Annotated in this window: 13 protein-coding genes; all 13 read right to left on the bottom strand. The window is 54.2% G+C overall.

Annotated elements, in window-relative coordinates:
• Positions 1–56: 56 nt before the first annotated feature.
• The 13 genes from MKX63_RS16650 to MKX63_RS16590 all read right to left on the bottom strand — a co-directional run bounded on the left by MKX63_RS16650 (position 57) and on the right by MKX63_RS16590 (position 19586).
• Entirely contained in the window at positions 57–1079 is a 1023-nt protein-coding gene (locus tag MKX63_RS16650; protein WP_341018427.1) for a substrate-binding domain-containing protein, read from the bottom strand.
• Positions 1076–2902, bottom strand: coding sequence for a sensor histidine kinase (locus MKX63_RS16645; protein ID WP_341018426.1), 1827 nt, complete (start codon positions 2900–2902; stop codon positions 1076–1078). The genes MKX63_RS16650 and MKX63_RS16645 overlap by 4 nt, the downstream gene beginning before the upstream one ends.
• Positions 2903–2904: 2 nt before the next feature.
• The gene (locus MKX63_RS16640) at positions 2905–4554 is read right to left on the bottom strand and encodes a response regulator (RefSeq protein ID WP_341018424.1); all 1650 of its coding nucleotides are present in this window, start codon (positions 4552–4554) and stop codon (positions 2905–2907) included.
• Positions 4555–5330: 776 nt separating this feature from the next.
• Positions 5331–5795, bottom strand: a complete 465-nt coding sequence (locus MKX63_RS16635) for a GNAT family N-acetyltransferase (RefSeq protein ID WP_341018422.1) — start codon at positions 5793–5795, stop codon at positions 5331–5333.
• A complete protein-coding gene (gene purT, locus MKX63_RS16630) occupies positions 5785–6975 on the bottom strand; it encodes a formate-dependent phosphoribosylglycinamide formyltransferase (RefSeq protein ID WP_341018682.1) in 1191 nt (396 codons plus the stop codon). Before purT ends, MKX63_RS16635 begins: the two co-directional genes overlap by 11 nt.
• Positions 6976–7183: 208 nt before the next feature.
• Complete coding sequence (locus MKX63_RS16625; RefSeq protein WP_341018421.1) at positions 7184–9199, bottom strand: dynamin family protein; 2016 nt, start codon at positions 9197–9199, stop codon at positions 7184–7186.
• A complete protein-coding gene (locus MKX63_RS16620; protein ID WP_341018420.1) occupies positions 9171–10880 on the bottom strand; it encodes a dynamin family protein in 1710 nt (569 codons plus the stop codon). Before MKX63_RS16620 ends, MKX63_RS16625 begins: the two co-directional genes overlap by 29 nt.
• A 705-nt stretch (positions 10881–11585) precedes the next feature.
• A complete protein-coding gene (locus tag MKX63_RS16615; RefSeq protein WP_036697991.1) occupies positions 11586–11852 on the bottom strand; it encodes a hypothetical protein in 267 nt (88 codons plus the stop codon).
• 2 nt (positions 11853–11854) lie between these two features.
• Positions 11855–12562, bottom strand: a complete 708-nt coding sequence (gene nth / locus MKX63_RS16610) for an endonuclease III (protein ID WP_340752932.1) — start codon at positions 12560–12562, stop codon at positions 11855–11857.
• Between the two features lie 212 nt (positions 12563–12774).
• On the bottom strand, positions 12775–15591 hold the full coding sequence (locus MKX63_RS16605) for an S-layer homology domain-containing protein (protein ID WP_341018418.1): 2817 nt from the start codon (positions 15589–15591) through the stop codon (positions 12775–12777).
• A 23-nt stretch (positions 15592–15614) separates the two neighbouring features.
• Positions 15615–16265 (bottom strand): GerMN domain-containing protein, encoded by a 651-nt coding sequence (locus MKX63_RS16600; RefSeq protein ID WP_341018417.1) that lies wholly within the window; start codon positions 16263–16265, stop codon positions 15615–15617.
• A 105-nt stretch (positions 16266–16370) separates the two neighbouring features.
• Positions 16371–17810: an N-acetylmuramoyl-L-alanine amidase family protein gene (locus MKX63_RS16595; protein ID WP_341018416.1), complete on the bottom strand. Its 1440-nt coding sequence runs from the start codon at positions 17808–17810 to the stop codon at positions 16371–16373.
• 198 nt (positions 17811–18008) lie between these two features.
• Positions 18009–19586, bottom strand: coding sequence for an N-acetylmuramoyl-L-alanine amidase (locus MKX63_RS16590; RefSeq protein WP_341018415.1), 1578 nt, complete (start codon positions 19584–19586; stop codon positions 18009–18011).
• Positions 19587–19641: the final 55 nt, after the last annotated feature.

Here is a 19641-nt window from a genome sequence, read left to right as displayed (position 1 = left end):
CGGTTGCGAATATAAAATCCTACTCATTTTCATGAAAATTCTACTATCAATTTCTGCTATCTTACAAACGGGAACAGCAGCTTCTGATTCTCCGGCCACAGCATATTCGCAAGATCTATGAGCTTGGTGCCGGTGTCCACGCGTTCGGGAACATCCATGCCTTCGAGCGCCTCCACAGCATATTTCACTGCCAGATACCCGTTGCTGAACGGATTCTGGATGACGGTCGCCTGCACAGTGCCATCCTGAAGCGATTCCATCATGGAGGGTGAGCTGTCAAAAGCAATCATTTTCACACTATCCCTCTTCAGACTCTGAATCACCCTGGCCGCGCCCTGTGAAGCAATCTCATTCAGGGTGGCAATACCGCGCAGCTGGGGATACTTGTTCAGCATCTCCCGGGTCAGATTCTCGGCGTCGGAGGTGCTGGAGGAGGTGTAGGCGATCGGTACGACCTTAACGTTAGGGAAGCGCGCGGCATAATTCAAAAAACCCTTTTCCCGCTCATCTGCATCCCGCGCACCATAGTCGATACTGCCAGTCTTGCCGGAGTCCGGGGTAAGCGACGAATTGGTGAAATTAATGATTCCGATCTCTCCATAGCCCCCCAGCAGCTCAATCAGCCGCTCAGCGGACTTCTGTCCGGCCTCGTAGCCGTTCGATCCCACGTATGTCCGAACCTTAGCCGAGCCAACCTCCGCATCGACTGAGATCACCGGAATTCTGGAATACGCCGCCTGGTCCACGACCTGCGCCAGTCCCATATAGCTGCTGGCCGCGAGAATAATCACATCCGCCTTCTCCTTAATGGACTCCTCCACCATGACGACCTGTTCCTCAATATCACTCTCCGAATCCGGCGCCTTGAACGTCAGATTGACATTGAATTCCTTCGCCGCAGCCTCTGCCCCGAGCTTCAGGGTGTTCCAATAATCCCCTTTGTTCATCTTGACAATCAGGTGGATATTCCGCGTCTTGCTGGTGCTGATATAAGCTGGCGAGGCATTAAAGCAAGAGGATACAGAGATCCACAGCACTCCGCACAGCAGCACGGTGAGCCATACACGCAGGCTTTTCACAGGTTCGTCTCCTCCTTCTGCTCATCCGTAGCCTCTCCCGCCGGGAGGGCCGGGAACACAATCGTAACAACCGTCCCCTCTTCCAGCTCACTCTCAAAAGCAAGCCCGTACTCCCGCCCGTAATACAGGCCGATCCGTTCGTGCACATTCCGGACGCCGACCCCTGATCCGCTGGTGCTTTTGACGCTTCCGCTTAGAATGCCGTTCACTGTCTCCTTGGACATCCCGAGGCCGTTGTCGCTGACCCTGATGATGATTACCCCGTCCTGAAGCCCGGCGGTGATAGAGATCAGCCCCTCGTCCGGCAGCATTTCAATCCCGTGATAAAGCGCGTTCTCCACGATAGGCTGCAGAATCAGCTTGATCGTCTGGCACTCCAGGACCTCCTCCTGCGCCGTGATCTCATAACGGAATTTATTCTTGAAGCGGAAGCTCTGAATCACCAGGTAATGGCGGATATGATCCAGTTCTTCCTGAATGGTGATAATATTCTTGCCTTTGCTGAGACTGATGCGGAAGAATCTTGAAAGTGACTGGATCATGGTGACGACTTCATCCGTTTTGCCGCGTTCGGCCAGCCGGATAACTGAATTCAGCGTATTGTACAGAAAATGCGGGTTGATCTGCGATTGCAGCACCTCAAGCTCACCCTTACGCTTCGTCTCCTGCTCATAAATGATCTGCTCCATCAGCTGGCGGATACGCTGGAGCATCATGTTGAAGCGCCTCGACAGCTGCTCTACCTCGTAGGCTCCGCTGACGTTAATCGGCGTATTCAGATCGCCCTCCGCCACCTGCTTCACGGTACGCTCCAGCTTGCGGATGGGGCTGGCAATCAGCCAGGACAGGAAGACCGACACTGCAATGACGCAGACGAGCACAACACCAAGAAACCACGCCAGGAACTGATTGAGATCCCGCTTGGTGGTGACAATCTCATCGTAATAGGCTACCCCGACAATCTTCCAGCCGGTCTGCGCCAGTGTGCGTACGGTAATGAACCGCTTCTCCCCGGTCGATTCGTCCAGATAGCTGCGGTAGGCATATTCCAGCACCGGCTCCACATTCTCGTATTTCAGCCCGGCGTAAATGAGCTGCTGCTGCGGGTGGTAGACGATATTCCCGAGTGGATCGAGGATGTAGGCGTAGCCTCTTTTGCCCAGCTTGACCTGCTTGCTGAGCTGATCAATCGTTCTAAAGTTGAAGTCCAGCAGCAGCACACCGGTTCTCAGCTCCCCGTTCTCTCTGTACTGAATCAGCTTGGAGATGGAAACCACCCAGGTATACCTGCCCTTGAACAGATTCTGGATATGCGGGGCAGAATAGGAGATCTCCGAGGTACGCTTGGCTGTAGTGAACCAGCTCTGGCTCTCCAGCCCCGTGTTCATGCGCATCGTCTGCCCCGGCGTCCCAACCACATACTGCCCCTGCGGGGTAAAAACAGCCACTGACACCAGATCCTCGCGGCTGCTCATCAGTGTATCCATCCGTTCATAGAGCAGCGGGGAATCGATGGAGGGCGTAGAGGTAATCTGCTTCTCGGCCGTCGCAAAAATACTGCCCATCCCTTTCACATACAGCTCCAGGTTATAGTTCACCTGTTCAATAATTTGCTGCATGTTGAGATTGGCATTCTCCTCCGCCGTGTTAGCGAACTTGCCGTACAGCATCACACTTACGATCACCGCCACCGCTGCAGTGACCGCCATGAACGTCAGCGTGATAATCAGCTGAATGCTCCGCAGCTTCGAGGACAGGCGCAGCCTGCCGCTCTTGCCGGGCCCCGGCCGCAGCGGGAAGAAATAACCCTTCGGCTTGTTCATGGTTATTCTCCCCGCGCGCTGTTCTTATACTCTTTGGGGGATTGTCCGTATTTCTTGCGGAAGCAGAAGCTGAAATAATTCGGGTCGGCAAAACCAATCCGCTCGGCGATCTCGAACGCCTTCAGCTCGGTGGAACGCAGCAGCTCCTTCGCGGCTTCCAGCCGGATCTGCAAGAGATAGCTGACGAAGGTCATCTTCATTTCTTTTTTGAAAATGCTGCTGAAATAGCCCGTGCTGATATGCAGATGCTGGCATACCCTGCCGATGGACATATCGGATTCTTCATAGTGGCTGCGGATATATTCCTTAGCCTGGTCTATGAGCTGCTTGTAGCTCGACTGGCGCTCCGAAGCAATGGAATCCATCAGCCGGGTACATACGGTAATAATCCACTGCCTGGCTTCTTCCAGGTTGTTGAATTTGTTCATATCGCTTAGCGAGGTCAGGCCGGGTCCGATAAAATCATTCGTTCCGCTCCCGGATTCCTTCGCCACCCGCAGAATGGAGGTGATGATCTCCAGCAGATAAATCTGGTAATCCTGCGCCGAGACCTGCTCCGTATCCAGTCCCCGGAACAGCTCGTCCACGACCTCGCGCAGCTCCTGGACGGTCCCCAGCTTGATCGTACGGATCAGCGACTGCTGAGTCAGTTCATCAAAGTCCAGCATCCGGCTGGAGCGGGACTCCACATCCTCAATCCAGATGACCCGGTTGTTGCCGAGAATCAGCCGGTAATCAAGCGCTTGCAGCGCATCCCCGAAGGAATGGAACAGCATGGACGGTGCCCGGCAGACGGTTCCGGCCCCGGCGGTTACGGTCAGCTTCAGGAAGCGCTGCACATTCTGGCAGATCTCTTCGAGAATGGCGAAGGTTCTGGCGGTGATGTCGCTCTCCTCCGGGCTCTCGCTGACCGAGAGCAGCACAACATCATCCCGGTGGATGAATACCTTGCCGAAGTCATGCTTCTGGCAGATCTCCTCCGCGATGTTCAGCACAGCATAGAGCTGGAGATTACGATCCCCGGTATCCCGCAGAGATACGGGCCGCTGAGCTTGAACAGCGAAAGAACGGTCCGGGCGGATATAATCAATGCTGATCACCGAGGACTGGAAACATTCACCGGTGAGGGGGATGCCGTACTCTGTGCTTTTCTCAGCGATCTCTGCGCAGCGCAATCGGCGGGACACCAGGGTGGAGAGGAACTGCTCGCGCAGAAGCGGCAGGCTCTTGCGGTAATGCTCGCTCAGCACGAACACATTCTCCTTCTCGGCGATCTCGGTCTCGATTGTGGCGCGAACCTTAAGCAGAACGTCAATCAGCTCCCGGGACGAGAAGGGCTTCAGGATATATTCATCAATCTGCAGCTTAATCGCCTTCTGGGCGTATTCGAACTCATCATAGCCGGTTAGAATAATAATCTTCGTATTCGGATGGCGGCTGCGTATCCATTCTGCGAGCTGCAGGCCATTCATAAAAGGCATCTGGATATCGGTAACGACCACATCCGGCAGCAGCCGGTCGATTGCATCCGCCGCTTCCCGCCCGTTCTCGGCCTGCTCAACGACCTCGAAGCCGTACTCTTCCCAGTCAATCTGGGCGATAATGCCTTCTCTTACATCTTCCTCGTCTTCGGCGAGTATTAATTTGTACATGCTTCATCCCTCTTCGGCATAGGATATGGAGGTTCACAGAACTATAATAGCTGATTCAAATAGCCCGATCTACGTTTATAAAGAGAAGGCTGCGGATCAGGGGGCAACTCTAGTGAGTGATAGAGAGTGATAGGAGACTGATAGAGCGACAACTAACATGGCTGATAGAGTGACAACTGTAGTGAATAGGAGCAATTTACTATATAGCAATGGCCTTATATAACGCAAGGGGAAATTATGTACATAGGTTAGAGGTATTTAAGAAATTAACAAAAAGCAAAAAGAAGCGGAGGGGAAATTTGGCACTGGAGGAGCGAAAGCGTCCGCCTTTGTATTTAGATTTCTACCGCGAAGAGCGGTTTTAATCAGGAAATCTAAATACAACAGCGGCCGGAGGGCCAAATGTTCACCGCAGCGACGACCACGCTTTGAGTTCTAATCTTTTTAATCAACAAGTGGATTTCGTACACTTAATTTGATTATTTTAACCAATCAGGCTATTTTAAGTGGATAAATGACATTTATTACTGCGGATTTGCTCATAACGCGGGGAATCTGGACGAATAGATGTACTTTTTCCAACTGCTAGTTTGGACACGGGAATTTCGGGTGAAATAGATGCTCTTTTTCCACTAAATTCCTGGGCCAACCTCGGGGAAAAGGCGGAGCGGAGAGCATTCCAGACAAGCGGCTGCGGATTGGCTGCAATGTACCAAAAAAAAAAAAAAACCATCCCGATTACGCCGGGATGGGGATGTTCGGTTACACGTATAGGATTATAGCAGGGCTTTGTTGAAGCGGTAGCCAGTTGTCTTTTCAAAGCCGATATGGCGGTAAAACGCATGTGCAGGTGCACGTTCCACGCGGTTGCCGCTCCGCAGGAACAGCTGGCAGCAGCCCTGATTGCGCGCCCATTCTTCCGCTGCAGCTACGAGTCTTTTGCCAAGGCCTTGTCCTCTAAGCTCCTCTGATACGATCAGCGCGGTGATCTCCGTAATACAATCGGCATGCTTGTAGTAGGACTTCACCTGCCGTAAACCGATCATTCCCACAACTTCGTTATTGAGCTCTGCGACCAGGGTGCAGTGGAACGGATCATTCTCCATGCCTTCCATTCTCTCTTTCATCACGCTAAGCGTTGTCGGATAGCCGAATTCACGCAAAAGGGCTGTCACTCTCTCCAGATCATTCATGCCGCATTTGCGAATTTGCAGTACCTGCTCCTGAGTACTACTGTTCATCCTTGTATACCTCCACTTGTAGCTTAGACGCAGCCTGCTTGGCTGTCATCCGCGCGATTTCAATATCTTCCGCTGAACTGAGTGTTACTGCCATCCGCCGTCCTGGGCGGATCTCCGGCTTGCCGAATACCCGGACCTGCGTGCGGGGAAGGGCCAGTGCCTCTTCAATCCCGGTCACCGCAAAAGCTTGTCCGGCTCTATCCGTCTTCAGGGTGGCCGAAGCTCCCGGTGTCAACAAACGTACCGCTTCCAGCGGAAATCCAAGAATGGCTCTGACATGCAGAGCAAATTCCGACAAATCCTGCGTAATCATTGTAACCATACCTGTGTCATGCGGCCGGGGGGACACTTCACTGAACAGAACACCATCCGCGGTGAGGAACAGCTCCACACCAAAAATTCCATAACCGCCAAGCTGATCGGTAACCGCCCGGGCGATGGCCTCAGCCTCTTCCAGCTGCGCCCCGCTCATCTGATGCGGCTGCCAGGACTCTACATAATCGCCATCCTGCTGAATGTGGCCGATCGGCGGACAGAATACGGTTCCGCTAACCGAACGGACGGTAAGCAGTGTAATCTCGCTCTCAAAGGTAACAAAGGCCTCCACGATGACGCGTGTCCCCTTCGCACGTGCGCCTTCAAGCGCCGTATTCCAGCAGCCTTCCGCATCCTCCGGTGTTCTGCACACGCTCTGGCCTTTGCCGGATGAGCTCATAATCGGCTTAATCACACAAGGCGTTCCCAGCTCTGAAACGGCCTGGCGCAGTTCATCCAGACTGTCTGCGAACCGGTAAGCCGCCGTAGGCAGCCCCAGCTCTTCTGCCGCCAGACGGCGGATGCCTTCGCGGTCCATGGTCAGCCGAGCAGCACGGGCGGTAGGAACAACGAGGAAGCCTTCTTCCTCCAGCTCCACCAGGGCCCCGGTAGCAATGGCTTCAATCTCCGGTACAATCAAATCCGGCTTCTCAGTACGGATAAGCTGCTTGAGTGCCTCTGCATCCAGCATATCCAGTACATAAGAGCGGTGGGCCACGCCCATCGCGGGTGCCGCTTCATAACGATCCACAGCTACGGTCTCTACGCCAAGGCGCTGAGCTTCGATAATGACTTCCTTACCCAGTTCACCGCTGCCGAGCAGCAGCAGCTTTTTACTCCGGGCTGATAAAGGAGCTCCCCACATTGTCGACTCCAACCTCTTTTCGCAAATTTGTCTGCTGACTTCTCTGTTTCTGTAAAATGTCGCAGTTTGATTGTAAATTTTCAGTCTTCTTTATTTTCATCCATCATCCACCAGATTGCAAGTGTTCTTCGACATTTTCCTACAAACTTCACAGATGGCTGTTCAACAGACAAGTGAAAACGGTTTATCACGTGAAGCTAATAAAAACTTATATTTCAGCGAAAGCCTGCTCCTGAAGCCGTAATTCCTCGGCGATCCGGCCCCAATGCTCCGCACCATCACCCCCTTTCAGCAGCGCCGACATGGCTGCCTCCTGTTCAGACAGGCCTTCACGCAGCTGGTCTGCGGCCTGGGACAAGGCCGTTGCTGCTGCATCGGTGTAGAATGTCAACAGAGAGTCCTCCTGTCCTTGCGCCGCCGCAGCCACCGCTTCTTTGAACCACGGCTCGGCAGCCGCGCGGATCTCTGCCCGGCCCGGTCCCTCGAAGAAGTGGCGCGGAGATTTGAAGCGGCTCCACAGTCCGGCCCAATCCAGCGGAGCCAGAACACAGTTCAGCTTCGCAGGTGCCGGCCAGCGCTCATCCGGATTCTCTAGCAGCTGAAGCTCCTGATCCGGGATGGACAGCTCAGCTGCAGCCGCTGTGGCCGCCTGGGTCACGAATCTGCGCCCTGCCGACTCCAGCCGCAGGGTCGTTGCCCACAGCTCCTGCTCCAGTTCACGCAGAATACTGCGCTCAAGCTCCCGCCCGCAGGCGATGAAGATGTCTTTCAGGTTCCCTCCGTCTTCCCGGAGAATGGATGGATGGAAGGACTCCTGGAAGGAACGCCCGAAGGAAAAGGCAATCCGCTGCCGGACATGATAGAGCAGCTCCGCACCTTCACGGCGCAGGTCCCGGAGCGGCCGGTCTTCCTTAGCAAGTGCGGCCAGCCGCAGTTTCGCCGCTTCCTGGCGTTGCCGGAACCGCTTCATTCCTTCCTCCTGCTGGTCTGCCTCCATCAGCGCAAGGCGTTGCCACTCTTCGGCGCGCCCACGCACCGAGCTTAGACTGTCCTTGGCCGCTGTCAGAGACAGTCCCGGCAGTTCATCACCGGCGAACGCGGAGAGTGCGGCTTCAAAGCTGCCGAATCCTGAAGCCTCGTAAGCCTCCCCCGCTCCGCTTGACTTGCCCTCCAGCGCAAGCAGGCTGGACACGCTGTAAATCCGCGGTGAGGTTAGGCCTCCGGCACGCAGATTTTGCGCCACATGCTGCTTCACCTCTTCAAGCTCGGCCTCATCCGCCGCGAGATCTGCGGCGTTGATGATGAAGAACATTTTGTCAAGCGCAAAGCTGTCCTTGATTCTACCCAGCTGGGCAAGGAGGCTGCGGTCAGCCTTGGAAAAGGCGTGGTTATAGTAGGTCACGAAGCAAATGGCATCGGCGTTCTTCATATAGCCAAAGGTTACACCGGTGTGCCGGGCATGTAAGGAATCCGCACCCGGTGTGTCCACTAGTACAATGCCGCTTCGTGTCAGCGGACTATCATAATACAGATCTGTGCTCTGTACGAAGCAGGCGCGCTTCTCATCTGCAACCAGGCTGCGGTATTCCGCCAGGCTGACCGTCCGCTCTGTTCCGAGCAGCGGACGGGATTCCTCCCATCCGGCGGCAGCTGCCCGCAGGAAGCCGGCATGCGGCAGTGCGGACGGATGAAGCCCGCCGGTCTGCAGCCGGGCCACGGCTGCGGGCCACGAGTCGTGCTGCGGCGGCGCCAGCTGCAGCACGCTGAAGGAATGGAGGATGTCCTCCCAGACCTCCTCCGCCCGCTTCATGGTGATGGCCGCCGTCCCGTGGGCGAAGCCGCCCTCCGGCGCCAGAATCCGCCCGACGGCCGCCGTTGCCGGATGCGGCGACACGGGCAGCACCTCTTCGCCCAGCAGGGCGTTGGCGAAGGAGGATTTGCCGGCGCTGAACGCTCCGAACAGCGCCATCGTGAAGCGGCCGCCGGCGAGATCCTCCGCCCGCGCCGCCAGGCTGCGCGCCGCCGAGGCCATGGCCGGCTCGCTCCGCAGCACCCCGGCCGCTGCGTGCAGCGCCGCAGCGGCCTGCGTCAGCCGGCGGCGCCCGCCCGCCGGCTGTGCCGTGCCCGCCGCCCAGGCCTGGGCAGCGCTAGGGCTTGCCGCCGCTGCTGCGCGCGGCGGCTCCGGGCTGGCGGCGCTAGGCGCGCCAGCCGCCAGGGGCGGCACCCCGGGCCGCGCCGGGGGTGAGGGTGCGGCGCGGCGGCAGCAGCGCCGCAAGGGCGTCCGCGCGGGCGGCAGCCGCGCGGTCCAGGGCGGCCAGCGCGGCGAGCGCCTGCGCCTGCCGCTGCAGGGCCGCCCGGCGGCGCGTGAGCTCTGCGCGCCGTTCCTCCACCAGCGGCGGCAGCGCATCCAGCAGCGGCTCGCCGAAGGCCAGGACCGCGCGGCGGAACTGCGCCTTAATCTCAGCCGCAAGCGTGCGGCAGAAATTAAGCAGCGCCTCGCCCGAAGCCCCGGTTCCCGGCTTCACCTGATCTGCCAGCCACTGCTGGCTCACCGCCGGGAAAGCCTGCTTCAGCAGGGGCTCCGCCTCCTCCTGCCACAGCTCCAGGCCTTCAGCCCATTCGCGCACCAGCTGGAGAGTGTGCCACTCCAGCTGGGCAGTGATCTCTCTCTGCTGAAGGCTGTGCCAGTGCAGCAGCCGCGCTCCCTGCTCCTTCTCCCGCTTCGCAGCGGTGAAGAGCAGGCCGCGCCGGAAGCCCGGCTGGAGACTCTCGATGTATGCTCCAGCTGCATCCCGCAGATCGGCCGGCATCAGATTCGTGTTGCCGAGCAGAGCGTCCAGCCTGCTGCGCAGATCCATCCGCGCCTCTTCAGGCAGTGCATCCAGCGAGGATTCCTCCTGGCTCGTTGCCAGTAGCTCTGCTTCCACAGCTTCCGCCGCTGCACCGCCTGCTTCTTCCAGCAGCGCAGCCCGCTCCTCCTGCTGCTCTTCACGATAATCCGCCAGGACAGCATCCGCAGTATGATGGATGGAACGGGACAAGCTGTATTCAAGCAACTCCTGCCGCTGCTCCAGCAGACCGGAGATCAAGGCCAGCAGATCCTTCCACTGATTCAGCGGATGTCCCTCCACCTTAAGCGAAGTGAACAACAGCCCCGCAGAATGAATACCCCATTCCCGGAGAGCGCTTTCCACTTGCTGCCGGTATTCTTCCAGCGGGATTTCCTGTTCCCTGTGCTTGTCGATCTGATTGATAATCAGATAGAGCGGCTTGCCCCAGTCGCTTAGACTTTTGGCAAACGCCAGATTATTCTCCGACTGCACATGATTGTAATCCATCACATAGAAGACGGCATCCGCCAGATGCAGCGCCGAACGGGTCGCCGCCTGATGGCCCTCATCAGTCGAATCTACGCCGGGAGTATCCATCAGCACCCCGTGCTCCCCCAGCACCGGGACATCCTCCCACACCTCTATCGCAGAATATTCGGTACCCTGGCGGCAGTAATCCTGAAGCCGGTCAGGTGTGGTCTTGATTACCCCGGGATTGCCTCCGGAGCTTCCGTCCACCGGATGCAGCAGCACCTGCGGTGCTCCGCTGCGGATCGATACAATATTTGCACTGGTTGGAACCGGACCCGAAGGCAGCACCGCCTTCCCGCAGAGCTTGTTAATCATGCTTGACTTCCCTGCTGAGAAATGTCCGCAGAATGCAAGCGTCAGCTCATCTGCCTGCTCCTTGACCCTTAGATCCGCCACGATCTGCGCACTCTTCTGTTCTCCCCATTGCCTCAGACGCTCCTCCAGCAGCCTAAGCGCTAATACCCCCGCTGCAACCTGCTCCACTCTTTCCCGTTCTGCTCCCACTACATCCCCGCCTCCGCTGCAATCTATAGCTTCTTTCATTATTATTACATTTGTATGATTTATCTCACTGCAAGAATAGAATAATTATATTTTATCATCAGATCGTCACAAATCAAATATCCACATTTACAAAATCGGCTATAAACCTTCACGAAAAACAAGATTTCGCAGATGGCATTCCAGCCTCGCCCGCAAATCCTGCTCCGATGGGTTCGGAGCAACATCATCCTAACGGATGAATAAGATTAACTTTGCGCGAACACTATGTATGCTGTTTTTCACATACATTTGCTCCGCCCACCCCGTAGTTGCACAATGTATGCTGTTTTTCATATACATTTGGTCCATATGCCTGATTGTGAACACAATGTATGCTGTTTTTGATATACATTTGGTCTATATGACCGATTGCGAGTACAGTCTATGTTGTTTTCCACATACATTCGGCCCGCACGCCCGCACATCAGCAAATGTATGTTGTTGTCAGCATACATTCGGACCGCTCCCCTCGCTCCTGCCCAATGTATTCGTTTTTTAAGGTGACTAAGTAGTGCCGGTTTCACATACAATTGGTCATATGCCGCTGTACCAGACAATTATATTCGGTTTTAAGCGTACCTTCAGCCTTCAATCATATTCAGCATTGAAGTCATTCTACGAATCATTTAAAGAAACAAAAAAAGAGGCTGCCCCGTCAGCCACTTCATGGCTATGGGACAACCTCTCTAATGAATTCCAATCAAATTAAGCTGTTTCCAGTACGGGAAGCAGGATTTCAAAGACTTTACCGTGCTGCAGAATAGTCAGACCACGGGACTTGTCTTTCATTACGACAACCTCTGGCTTCGCAGACATACGCTCAAGATAGAACTCAGGCACATCGCCGGAATGGCTGATGGTGATGCCTTCCACTTCCTGCTCTTCGTTCTCTTCCATCGGGCTGTCCACTACGCGGTCAAAAATATCGGAAAATGCTTCAAAATTATCGGTATATACAGAAATGCACTTCATCTCTATCCCATCCTCTTCTTCTCTAATTCTTGGTTAGCTTTCGTATGATCCTTAGCTTTCCTGATTACAGCAGTTTTCATACGTTTTTTGCCCTCCCGGCATACATCCAGCAGCGGGCAGATCTGGCATGCGGGATTCTGAGCCTTACAGTGATATCGTCCGAAAAAGATCAGCCGGTGGTGCGTAAGCGTCCATTCGTCACGCGGCACCGCCTTCATCAGCTTCTTCTCCACTTCCAGCACGGAATCTTTCCAGCCCGCAAGCGCGAGCCGTTTGGCTACCCGTTCCACATGAGTATCCACCGCAATCGCCGGTACTCCGAAGGCATTCGATACGACCACATTCGCAGTTTTGCGTCCGACTCCAGGCAGAGTTACCAGCAAATCATGGGCCTGCGGCACTTCACCCCCGTACTGCTCAATCAGGATGGTGCAGAGGTTCTGAATATGCTTGGCCTTATTGCGGAATAGACCAATCCGCCGGATATCCAGCTCCAGCTCTTCCAGCGGTACTGAGATATAGTCGATCGGAGCCTTGTACTTCTGAAACAGGTCCTCGGTCACCTTGTTCACTGTTGCATCCGTACACTGGGCTGAGAGCAGCACAGCTATGGTAAGCTCAAAAGCGTTGCTGTGATTCAGCTCGCAATGTGCATCAGGGAACATGCCTCCGATAGTATCCAGGATGTGGCGGACCTCTGCAGCTTTCATAGTGTCCCCTCCACGGAGCAGGTATGACTGCAAGTCCACTTACAGCATATCTGCTAAAGTTCTGACGAAATATAAGCAAAGATACATTATATCGTATACTTTCGTAGCGTTCAAGCGAACACCGTGCTGCCCTTATATTTCAAAAAAAACGCCTTGATCCAAGGTAAACCAAGGATCAAGACGGTGTTTCACACGGAAAATCACCAAAACGATTATTGTTTCACAATTTCTACAACCTTGTCGTTGTTGAAATACATTATAATATTATCATTTTCTTTGAGAGATTGCACGGGTAAAGTCGTGTCACCTTGATGAATATATACATTTGGAGCAAGCCCAAACTTATAATTGTCAGTCAACGTGGCGCGTTTGGTTAATATTTCATTCGTTGCGCTCTCATAACGGGCGAACGTCCGGTTCAGCTGACTGAACACGGAGATGATCACTACACCGCTGGCATCCTTACGCACCAATACCCGGTCTGCTGTGGTAAGACCGCTTAACGCGTTCGTTGTAACACCGTCCCGGAGTATTCTCACTCCGCTTGCAGCAGTGAACGGCTGTGAGGCTCCTGTATAATCCTTCACTGTGAACGTGCCTGATGCCGCATCTACTGCAGTTACCTGTCCGGCAACCTGTTTAACCGACTGCAGGGTCAGGGGTGTGGTACCGTCGAAGCTGAGGTTCACGAAATCTCCGGCCTTCAGCTCAGTCAGGGCGATCTTCTGGCCCGCTTCGTTGGTAAGCGGAACATTCGCCAAGTTCAGCTCGCTGCTGATGCTGCCTCCATCAAGCTTCACGGTCATCTTGCCCGCGCCTGCATTAATGGTAGCAATCTCGAACTGGGATGACCCGTTCACCCGCAGCACGGAGATGAACTCCTGAGTGCTGCTAAGCACTGCTGTTACCGGCACATTAAGCGGAACATCGGTGATGACTGCGCTGCTTTTGCCAATCATTTCAATGGCCTGCGGATAAGACAGCGTCAGCAATTGTCCGTTGCCCTGCTTAATCACAATCGTTCTGGCCGTAGTATTGATAGCCGTCAGGGTGCCGGAATATTTGGTGGTCAATTCAACAGACATTGCACGCTCATTAATTAAGGTCACATCAATTTTGCGGTTCTCAACCAGTCTGAACCCCATGGTGCTGAGCGAAGTGGTAATCAATCCGCCGTAAGACATCTTTGTTTTCTCATCCATTTTGACCACATGAGCCTTACCGTTATTGTCTGTAAAGGTCAGGTACTGGGTCTTGGCGTTATAATCCACAACGGTAGCCGCTGCATACTGTTCGATCTGACGGCTGAGCACTTCTATCTTGGTCACCTGATCATTACCGTTCAGCGTAAGCTGTACATTGTCTCCGCTTGTTTTGTCAGCGATAAGATCGTCGATTACCGGATTTACGGCGTTCGGAATCACAATGGCCGGGGTAGCAGCAAGCAGATGAACCTCACGTGTGCCATCGCTCTTCTGATAGACAATCGTTGAATCTGTCAGCTCATAGATGAAGCCCTTCACTATGCGCTCCACTCCTGAGGTTACTTCCACGGAACGGATCGTATTATCCTTGATGGTATACGCGACAGCAGCACCGGCTTTCAGCTCTGAGGGCTGGATAATAGAATTCGGGGAGCTGAACAGCGTAGTCCCATCTTCCCATTTGAAGGTTTCTACTGTGCCGTCAGCATTCTTGAACGCGATGCTCTTGGCAGCAGTGTCAACGCTTTGAATCGTACCTTTAGCCGTCTTGTTCACAATACCGGAAATGACCTGTACCTTCACAACCTTCCGGGAACCGGTGAAGGTCTCACGCAGCAGCGTAAGCTTGCTGCCGGCGATGATAGAGGCTGGCTGAATCACCGCTCCGTTCGCATCCACGAAGGCCGTGCCTGAATCATAGGGATACTGATCGTATCCGTTCACGGAATCGACCCAGATGATACCCGGTGTATGCTTGGTGAACACACCCTCCGCCTGCTCAACCTGAACTGCCGGATCTGTCAGCTCTACATAAGCTGCGCTATAGGTGGCTCCTATTACTGTTACTTTCGTGTAAGGCTGGATCTCGTTCAATGAGATGCGGTTCTCTGAGGTACTGGTATAGTAAGCGGTATTGGCATTCAGATTGAATTCAAGCGTATTGCCGTTAGTGTACAATCCCAGCTTCCCGTCCTTGAGTGAGCTGACCGTTCCTTTGAACGTATTATCGTATTCCAGGCTAGTATGCGCTTCAGCACGGCTGAAGAAGGTAGCCAGCTGCGCACGGGTCACAGCGCCTTGTGGATCAAAGCGGTTGCCGGTTAGCCCGTTCGCGAGTCCCAGCTCCACCGCTGTGTTAATGTAGCCGCGTTTGTTCGCGGACACTTTGGCGTCATCGGCAAAGCCTGTCGGCCGGCTTGCGGCCGCAGAAGCTGATGCACTCTGGCCAAGCGCACGGATCAGCAGCTCAGCCACCCATTCACGGCTGGCCTTGCGCTCGCCCCAGGAGCTTTTTAGATTATCTGCAGCCATCTCAGTGGTCTTGTCCAGCAGACCTTGCTGGAAGGCTAAGATTACATATGGCTTGTAATAGTTCGTAACTGCAAAATCATTAGGCAGCGCAACTTCGGTACTGGTGTTCACATTCCCCTGCTGCTTCATAAACCGCAGCGCCATCAGCACCGCTTCCTGCTGGGTCACAGAATCGCCGGGACGAAACAGGCCGTTATTGCCGACCACAATCCCCTGGGTTGCCAGCTTATAAATATGCTTTTCGGCCCAGAAGCCCGTCTTGACATCACTGAAGATTCCTGAACCAGTTACAGCCGTCTGCGGAGCTGCAGCAGCAACGGTTGCTCCGGTTGAAGCGTTGTCGGCAAAGGCAGCCCCTGCCCCGCCAAGTACCATCGCACCGGCCAGAACGGCAGAGACCGCTTTTACAGAATAAGATTGAACCGTACGCTTTAATCGTTTTGGACCGGACAATTTGATATTCCCCTCTCTATGGCTTATCTGGATTTCTATGTTGGTAATTTCGTCAGCCATTCGGCTTATTCCTGCAAAACAGCCTACAATCCGTTGTTCTCACGGGTGATTGGATGCACAAGATCCACATGCCCCATCAGGCTCTCCACCTGTTCTCCATCTACCAGCACATCGATATTCTTCACTTCATCGAACTGGAAGAACATCTGGGATAATGCGCCGATTGCCAGAGATTCGCCGCCTGCGCCAAGCTGTGCGTCATCCGGCTTATGAATATCCATCACAATCTGTCCGTTAGAGAATTCAAGTGACTTCAGTTCAATCTTGTTCCACAGCGGAATCTGGTCGGCATTACCGCTCTTCTGGAGGGTTTTGAAGGCTTCCGTATATTTCTCCTTCGCATCCTTGAAGGTGATAGAGACTTCAGCAGGAATCAAGTCGTTCTGTTGCACATCTGTATAATACGTCTTGATCTTAAGGCTCTGCTTCTCAGGCACCGCTGGTGCCTCCGTAGCCGCCGGAGTCACAGTTGCTGTAGGCTCAGGCGTGCTTGTAGCTGCCGGTGTGGCAGTGGGAGTGTCCTTCCCGGCATTATTGCCTTCAGCGCCGCTGGATACCGAGGTTGAATCCGGACCGGATGCATCCGCCGGTGCAGCAGTAGGCTTATCGCCGCAGCCCGAAATTACGAGAAGCAGCATCGCAGCGATCCCTGCATATGTCAATTTTTTGTTCATTTGATTAACCCCCTCAGATGAATATGGGCAGGAGGGACCGCAAAGTCCTTTTGACCGCAATATTGGGTCTTTATCCGACTCTGCGGCCCCTGCTGCCGCCCGTTGTTATTGAATCCCGAGATATTCTTTAATTCCGCGCACCATCGAAGCGGCCACATTGTTCTGCAGTGCTTCAGTGAACAGCAGAGCTTCGTCCTTCTTATTGCTGAGATAGCCAACCTCAAGCAGCACCGCAGGCATCTTCGTTTCGCGTATCACATGGAAGTTGCCGTAACGCACTCCCCTGTCGCTAAGTCCGGTGGCCTGCACAAGATACTTGTGCATCACATTGGCCAGAGCCTTGCTGGCGTCCCGCTGATAGTAGGTCTCTGTTCCGCTTGAAGCCGCTGATCCGCTGCTGTTGGCATGGACGGATATGAATAAGTCTGCACCGAGATTATTGGCCATTGCCGCCCTCTCCTTCAGTTCAAGGAAGGTATCATCGCTGCGCGTCAGCACCACGTCAATCTTGTTCTCCTGCCTGAGCAGCGCAGCCGCCTTAAGAATCACAGCGAGGTTGAAATTCTTCTCGTATTTGCCGGTAATGCCTACAGCTCCTGAATCCTTCGCACCATGTCCGGCATCTAGCACAACCAGCTTGCGCCCGCTGTTGCCCGGCTGCGTGGAAGTATCGCCTGGAGCCTCTGCATTCAAATCAATGACAATGAGCTTTGAGGAATCTCCCGATACCTCTACGCTATAATTTTTGGGGGTATTAAGATCAATTACAAATCGGACAGTATAAGGATTAGTGCTATACAGCGAATAGCGGATACCAGAGACATCCGGATAATCCGTAACTGACAGGCTCCCGTTCAGGTCAGGGTCAAGGATTTGTCCTGTTCCGAAAATATCCGAGAACGTGGCATTCGGCAGATCAACGATGATCCGGTCCGGTCCGCTGATCTTGGAGACCTTCGGCTCGGCATTGCCGTCTATGGCAATCGAGAACCGGTTCTCATTGAAGCTGATGCCGTTGATCATGCTCAGGCTGCTTGAGGGCTCTCCCGGCGGCACTACAACCGTCCCTCCGTCCCCATTGCTTTGTCCCGGGTCAATGTTAGGCTCGGGAATGGACGGGGTAATAAGATCTACAATCTTCTTCGTGTTGTCCCATTTGACCGTAAGTCCGAACTGCTCACCGATGAACCGGATCGGAACGAGGGTCGTGCCGTTCCGCAGGAGAGGGGCCGTAGTCAGGACCGCTGTCTTGCCGTCAACGGAAGCCGCAGTCTGACCTACGATCAGTTGAATGGCCTTTCCCTGCTGTTCAATTTTGATGGTCTTGCTTGTCTGATTCCAATCCACCTTGTATCCAAGGTTCTCAGCGATCATTCTTAGCGGCACCATGATGGAGTTATTTACATTTTCCACCGGAACGTCTTGTCCTGCATTCAGTTCCTGGCCATCCAGGAAGATCTTGTTCTGGCCAGCAGCGGCTTGTCCATGCCCTGGCAGCACCACAACAAAGAGCAGCAGCAACAGCATAAAAGCAAATTTCTTCATTCTTCACCTCTAAGACTCTAGTATTCCGCCCCAATCGAGCGTTCTTGATGGCATGCCAACTGACAACCTTCGACATAGTGTAGACGTTCGTAGAACTTAAAAGTTGCGAATAAATCCCAACTAACGTGGAAATGTCTGTGTATTCCCTATAGCTAAAAGGTATGTAGTGCGGTTACAGACAGCTTCGCTTATGCAGTGTTACAACCCTAGATATTCCTTAATTCCTGCTACAATCTCCCGCGCGAGGTTATCCTGCATCTGTTCGCTGTACAGGGCTGCTTCATCTCCCGGATTGGTCAGATACCCGGCCTCCAGCAGAATTGCAGGCATCCGGGTCTCCCGGGTCACATGCAGGCTCTTCGAGCGCACTCCATTGTCTTTGAGGCCGGTTCCCGCTACCAGATGCTTTTGCATAATCTCGGCAAGCGGCAGGCTCTCACTGCGGCTATAGTACGTCTCACTGCCATTCACTTTGCTCCGGTTCGGATAGGATACATCGAGTGAATTGGCATGAAGGGATACGAACAGTGTAGCATTTGCCGCTTGGGCAATTTTCACACGATCCTGGAGGCCCAGGGTAATATCCGATGTACGGGTGTAAATGACATCAGCCCAGCCTTCCTGCGTCAGAATAGCTCCGGCTTTGAGGATGACCGCGAGATTGAAGGTCTTTTCCAGTTTGCCTGTAAGGCTGACCGCACCCGATTGCTTGCCCCCGTGTCCGGCATCAAGCGCAATAACCGGTCTTCCGGTAAATACCGGATTCACAGGAGCACCCGTTTCACTGCCTGTTACATTCAGATCGATTGTCACTAGTCCTGTACTCTCATCCGTACTAACCTGATAATTCTGGTAACCTGTAGTCTGGATTACGAACCTGACCGTCGGCGGATTCGTACTGAACAACGCATAACGTACTTCAGATACAAGCGGGTAGCCGCTCACATCCAGCTTGCCCTGCGGACTTCCTCCCGTGGATACGCCAGGGAAGCTCCCGCTGAAATCAGGGGCAAATGCCGCTCCGGCAAAATCCACTACAATCCGGTCGGGTCCGGTCACTCTCGTAACCGTAGCCTTGGCTCCTCCGGCAGCTGCTACAATCAGCCGGTTCTCGCTGAATACCGCCCCTTTCACCACAGGTGATGTAGCTGGCGGAGTTGGAGTAACTATAACACTTCCGTCCAATTCCTCCAGAGTCTCTGTGCCGCTCTGAGGCGGAGTGGTCGGTGCAGGAGACTGAACAGCCACTGGAGCGGCTCCTGGTGACACGGATGGAGCTGCAGTGGCTGACGGCTGCGGTTCTGGAGTGACTGGCGCAGCCTCCGTTACCCCTCCGCTCAAATACAACGTCTTATCCGTATTGTCCCAGCCGACGCTAAGACCGAATTGCTCGCTGAGAAAGCGGATAGGCACCAGTACCGTTCCGCCTTTCTGCTTAGGTGCAGCATTAAGAGTCAGGTTAACACCATCAGCTTGTGCAGTAGTGCTGCCGACTGCAAGCTGTACAGACTTGCCGTCCTGCTGGACAGTTACCTTGCGGCTGCTCTGTTCCCACAGCACTTCGAAGCCCAGATTCTCCACCACTACACGGATCGGAATCATAACGCTTCCATTCACGTTCTCGAGGATTACACCCTTGGGCAAGGCAAGCTCCTTGCTGTCCATCACAATCTTACCGGGGGTTGTTCCGGCTGCCGCAGCTTTGTGGCCGGCGAATGACAGGAGGAGCAGTGGCAGCAGCAGTAGCAGCAATACCCGTTGTCCGGCTTTCTTCATCCTTTCCTCTCCTTTGGTCATTGATAAATTTGCAGATAAGATTAAGACGACACTA

Source organism: Paenibacillus sp. FSL R7-0179 (assembly GCF_038002265.1).
Lineage (GTDB): Bacteria > Bacillota > Bacilli > Paenibacillales > Paenibacillaceae > Paenibacillus_AQ.
Note: the sequence above shows the minus strand (reverse complement) of the source record. Positions and strands in the feature narration are given on the sequence as shown.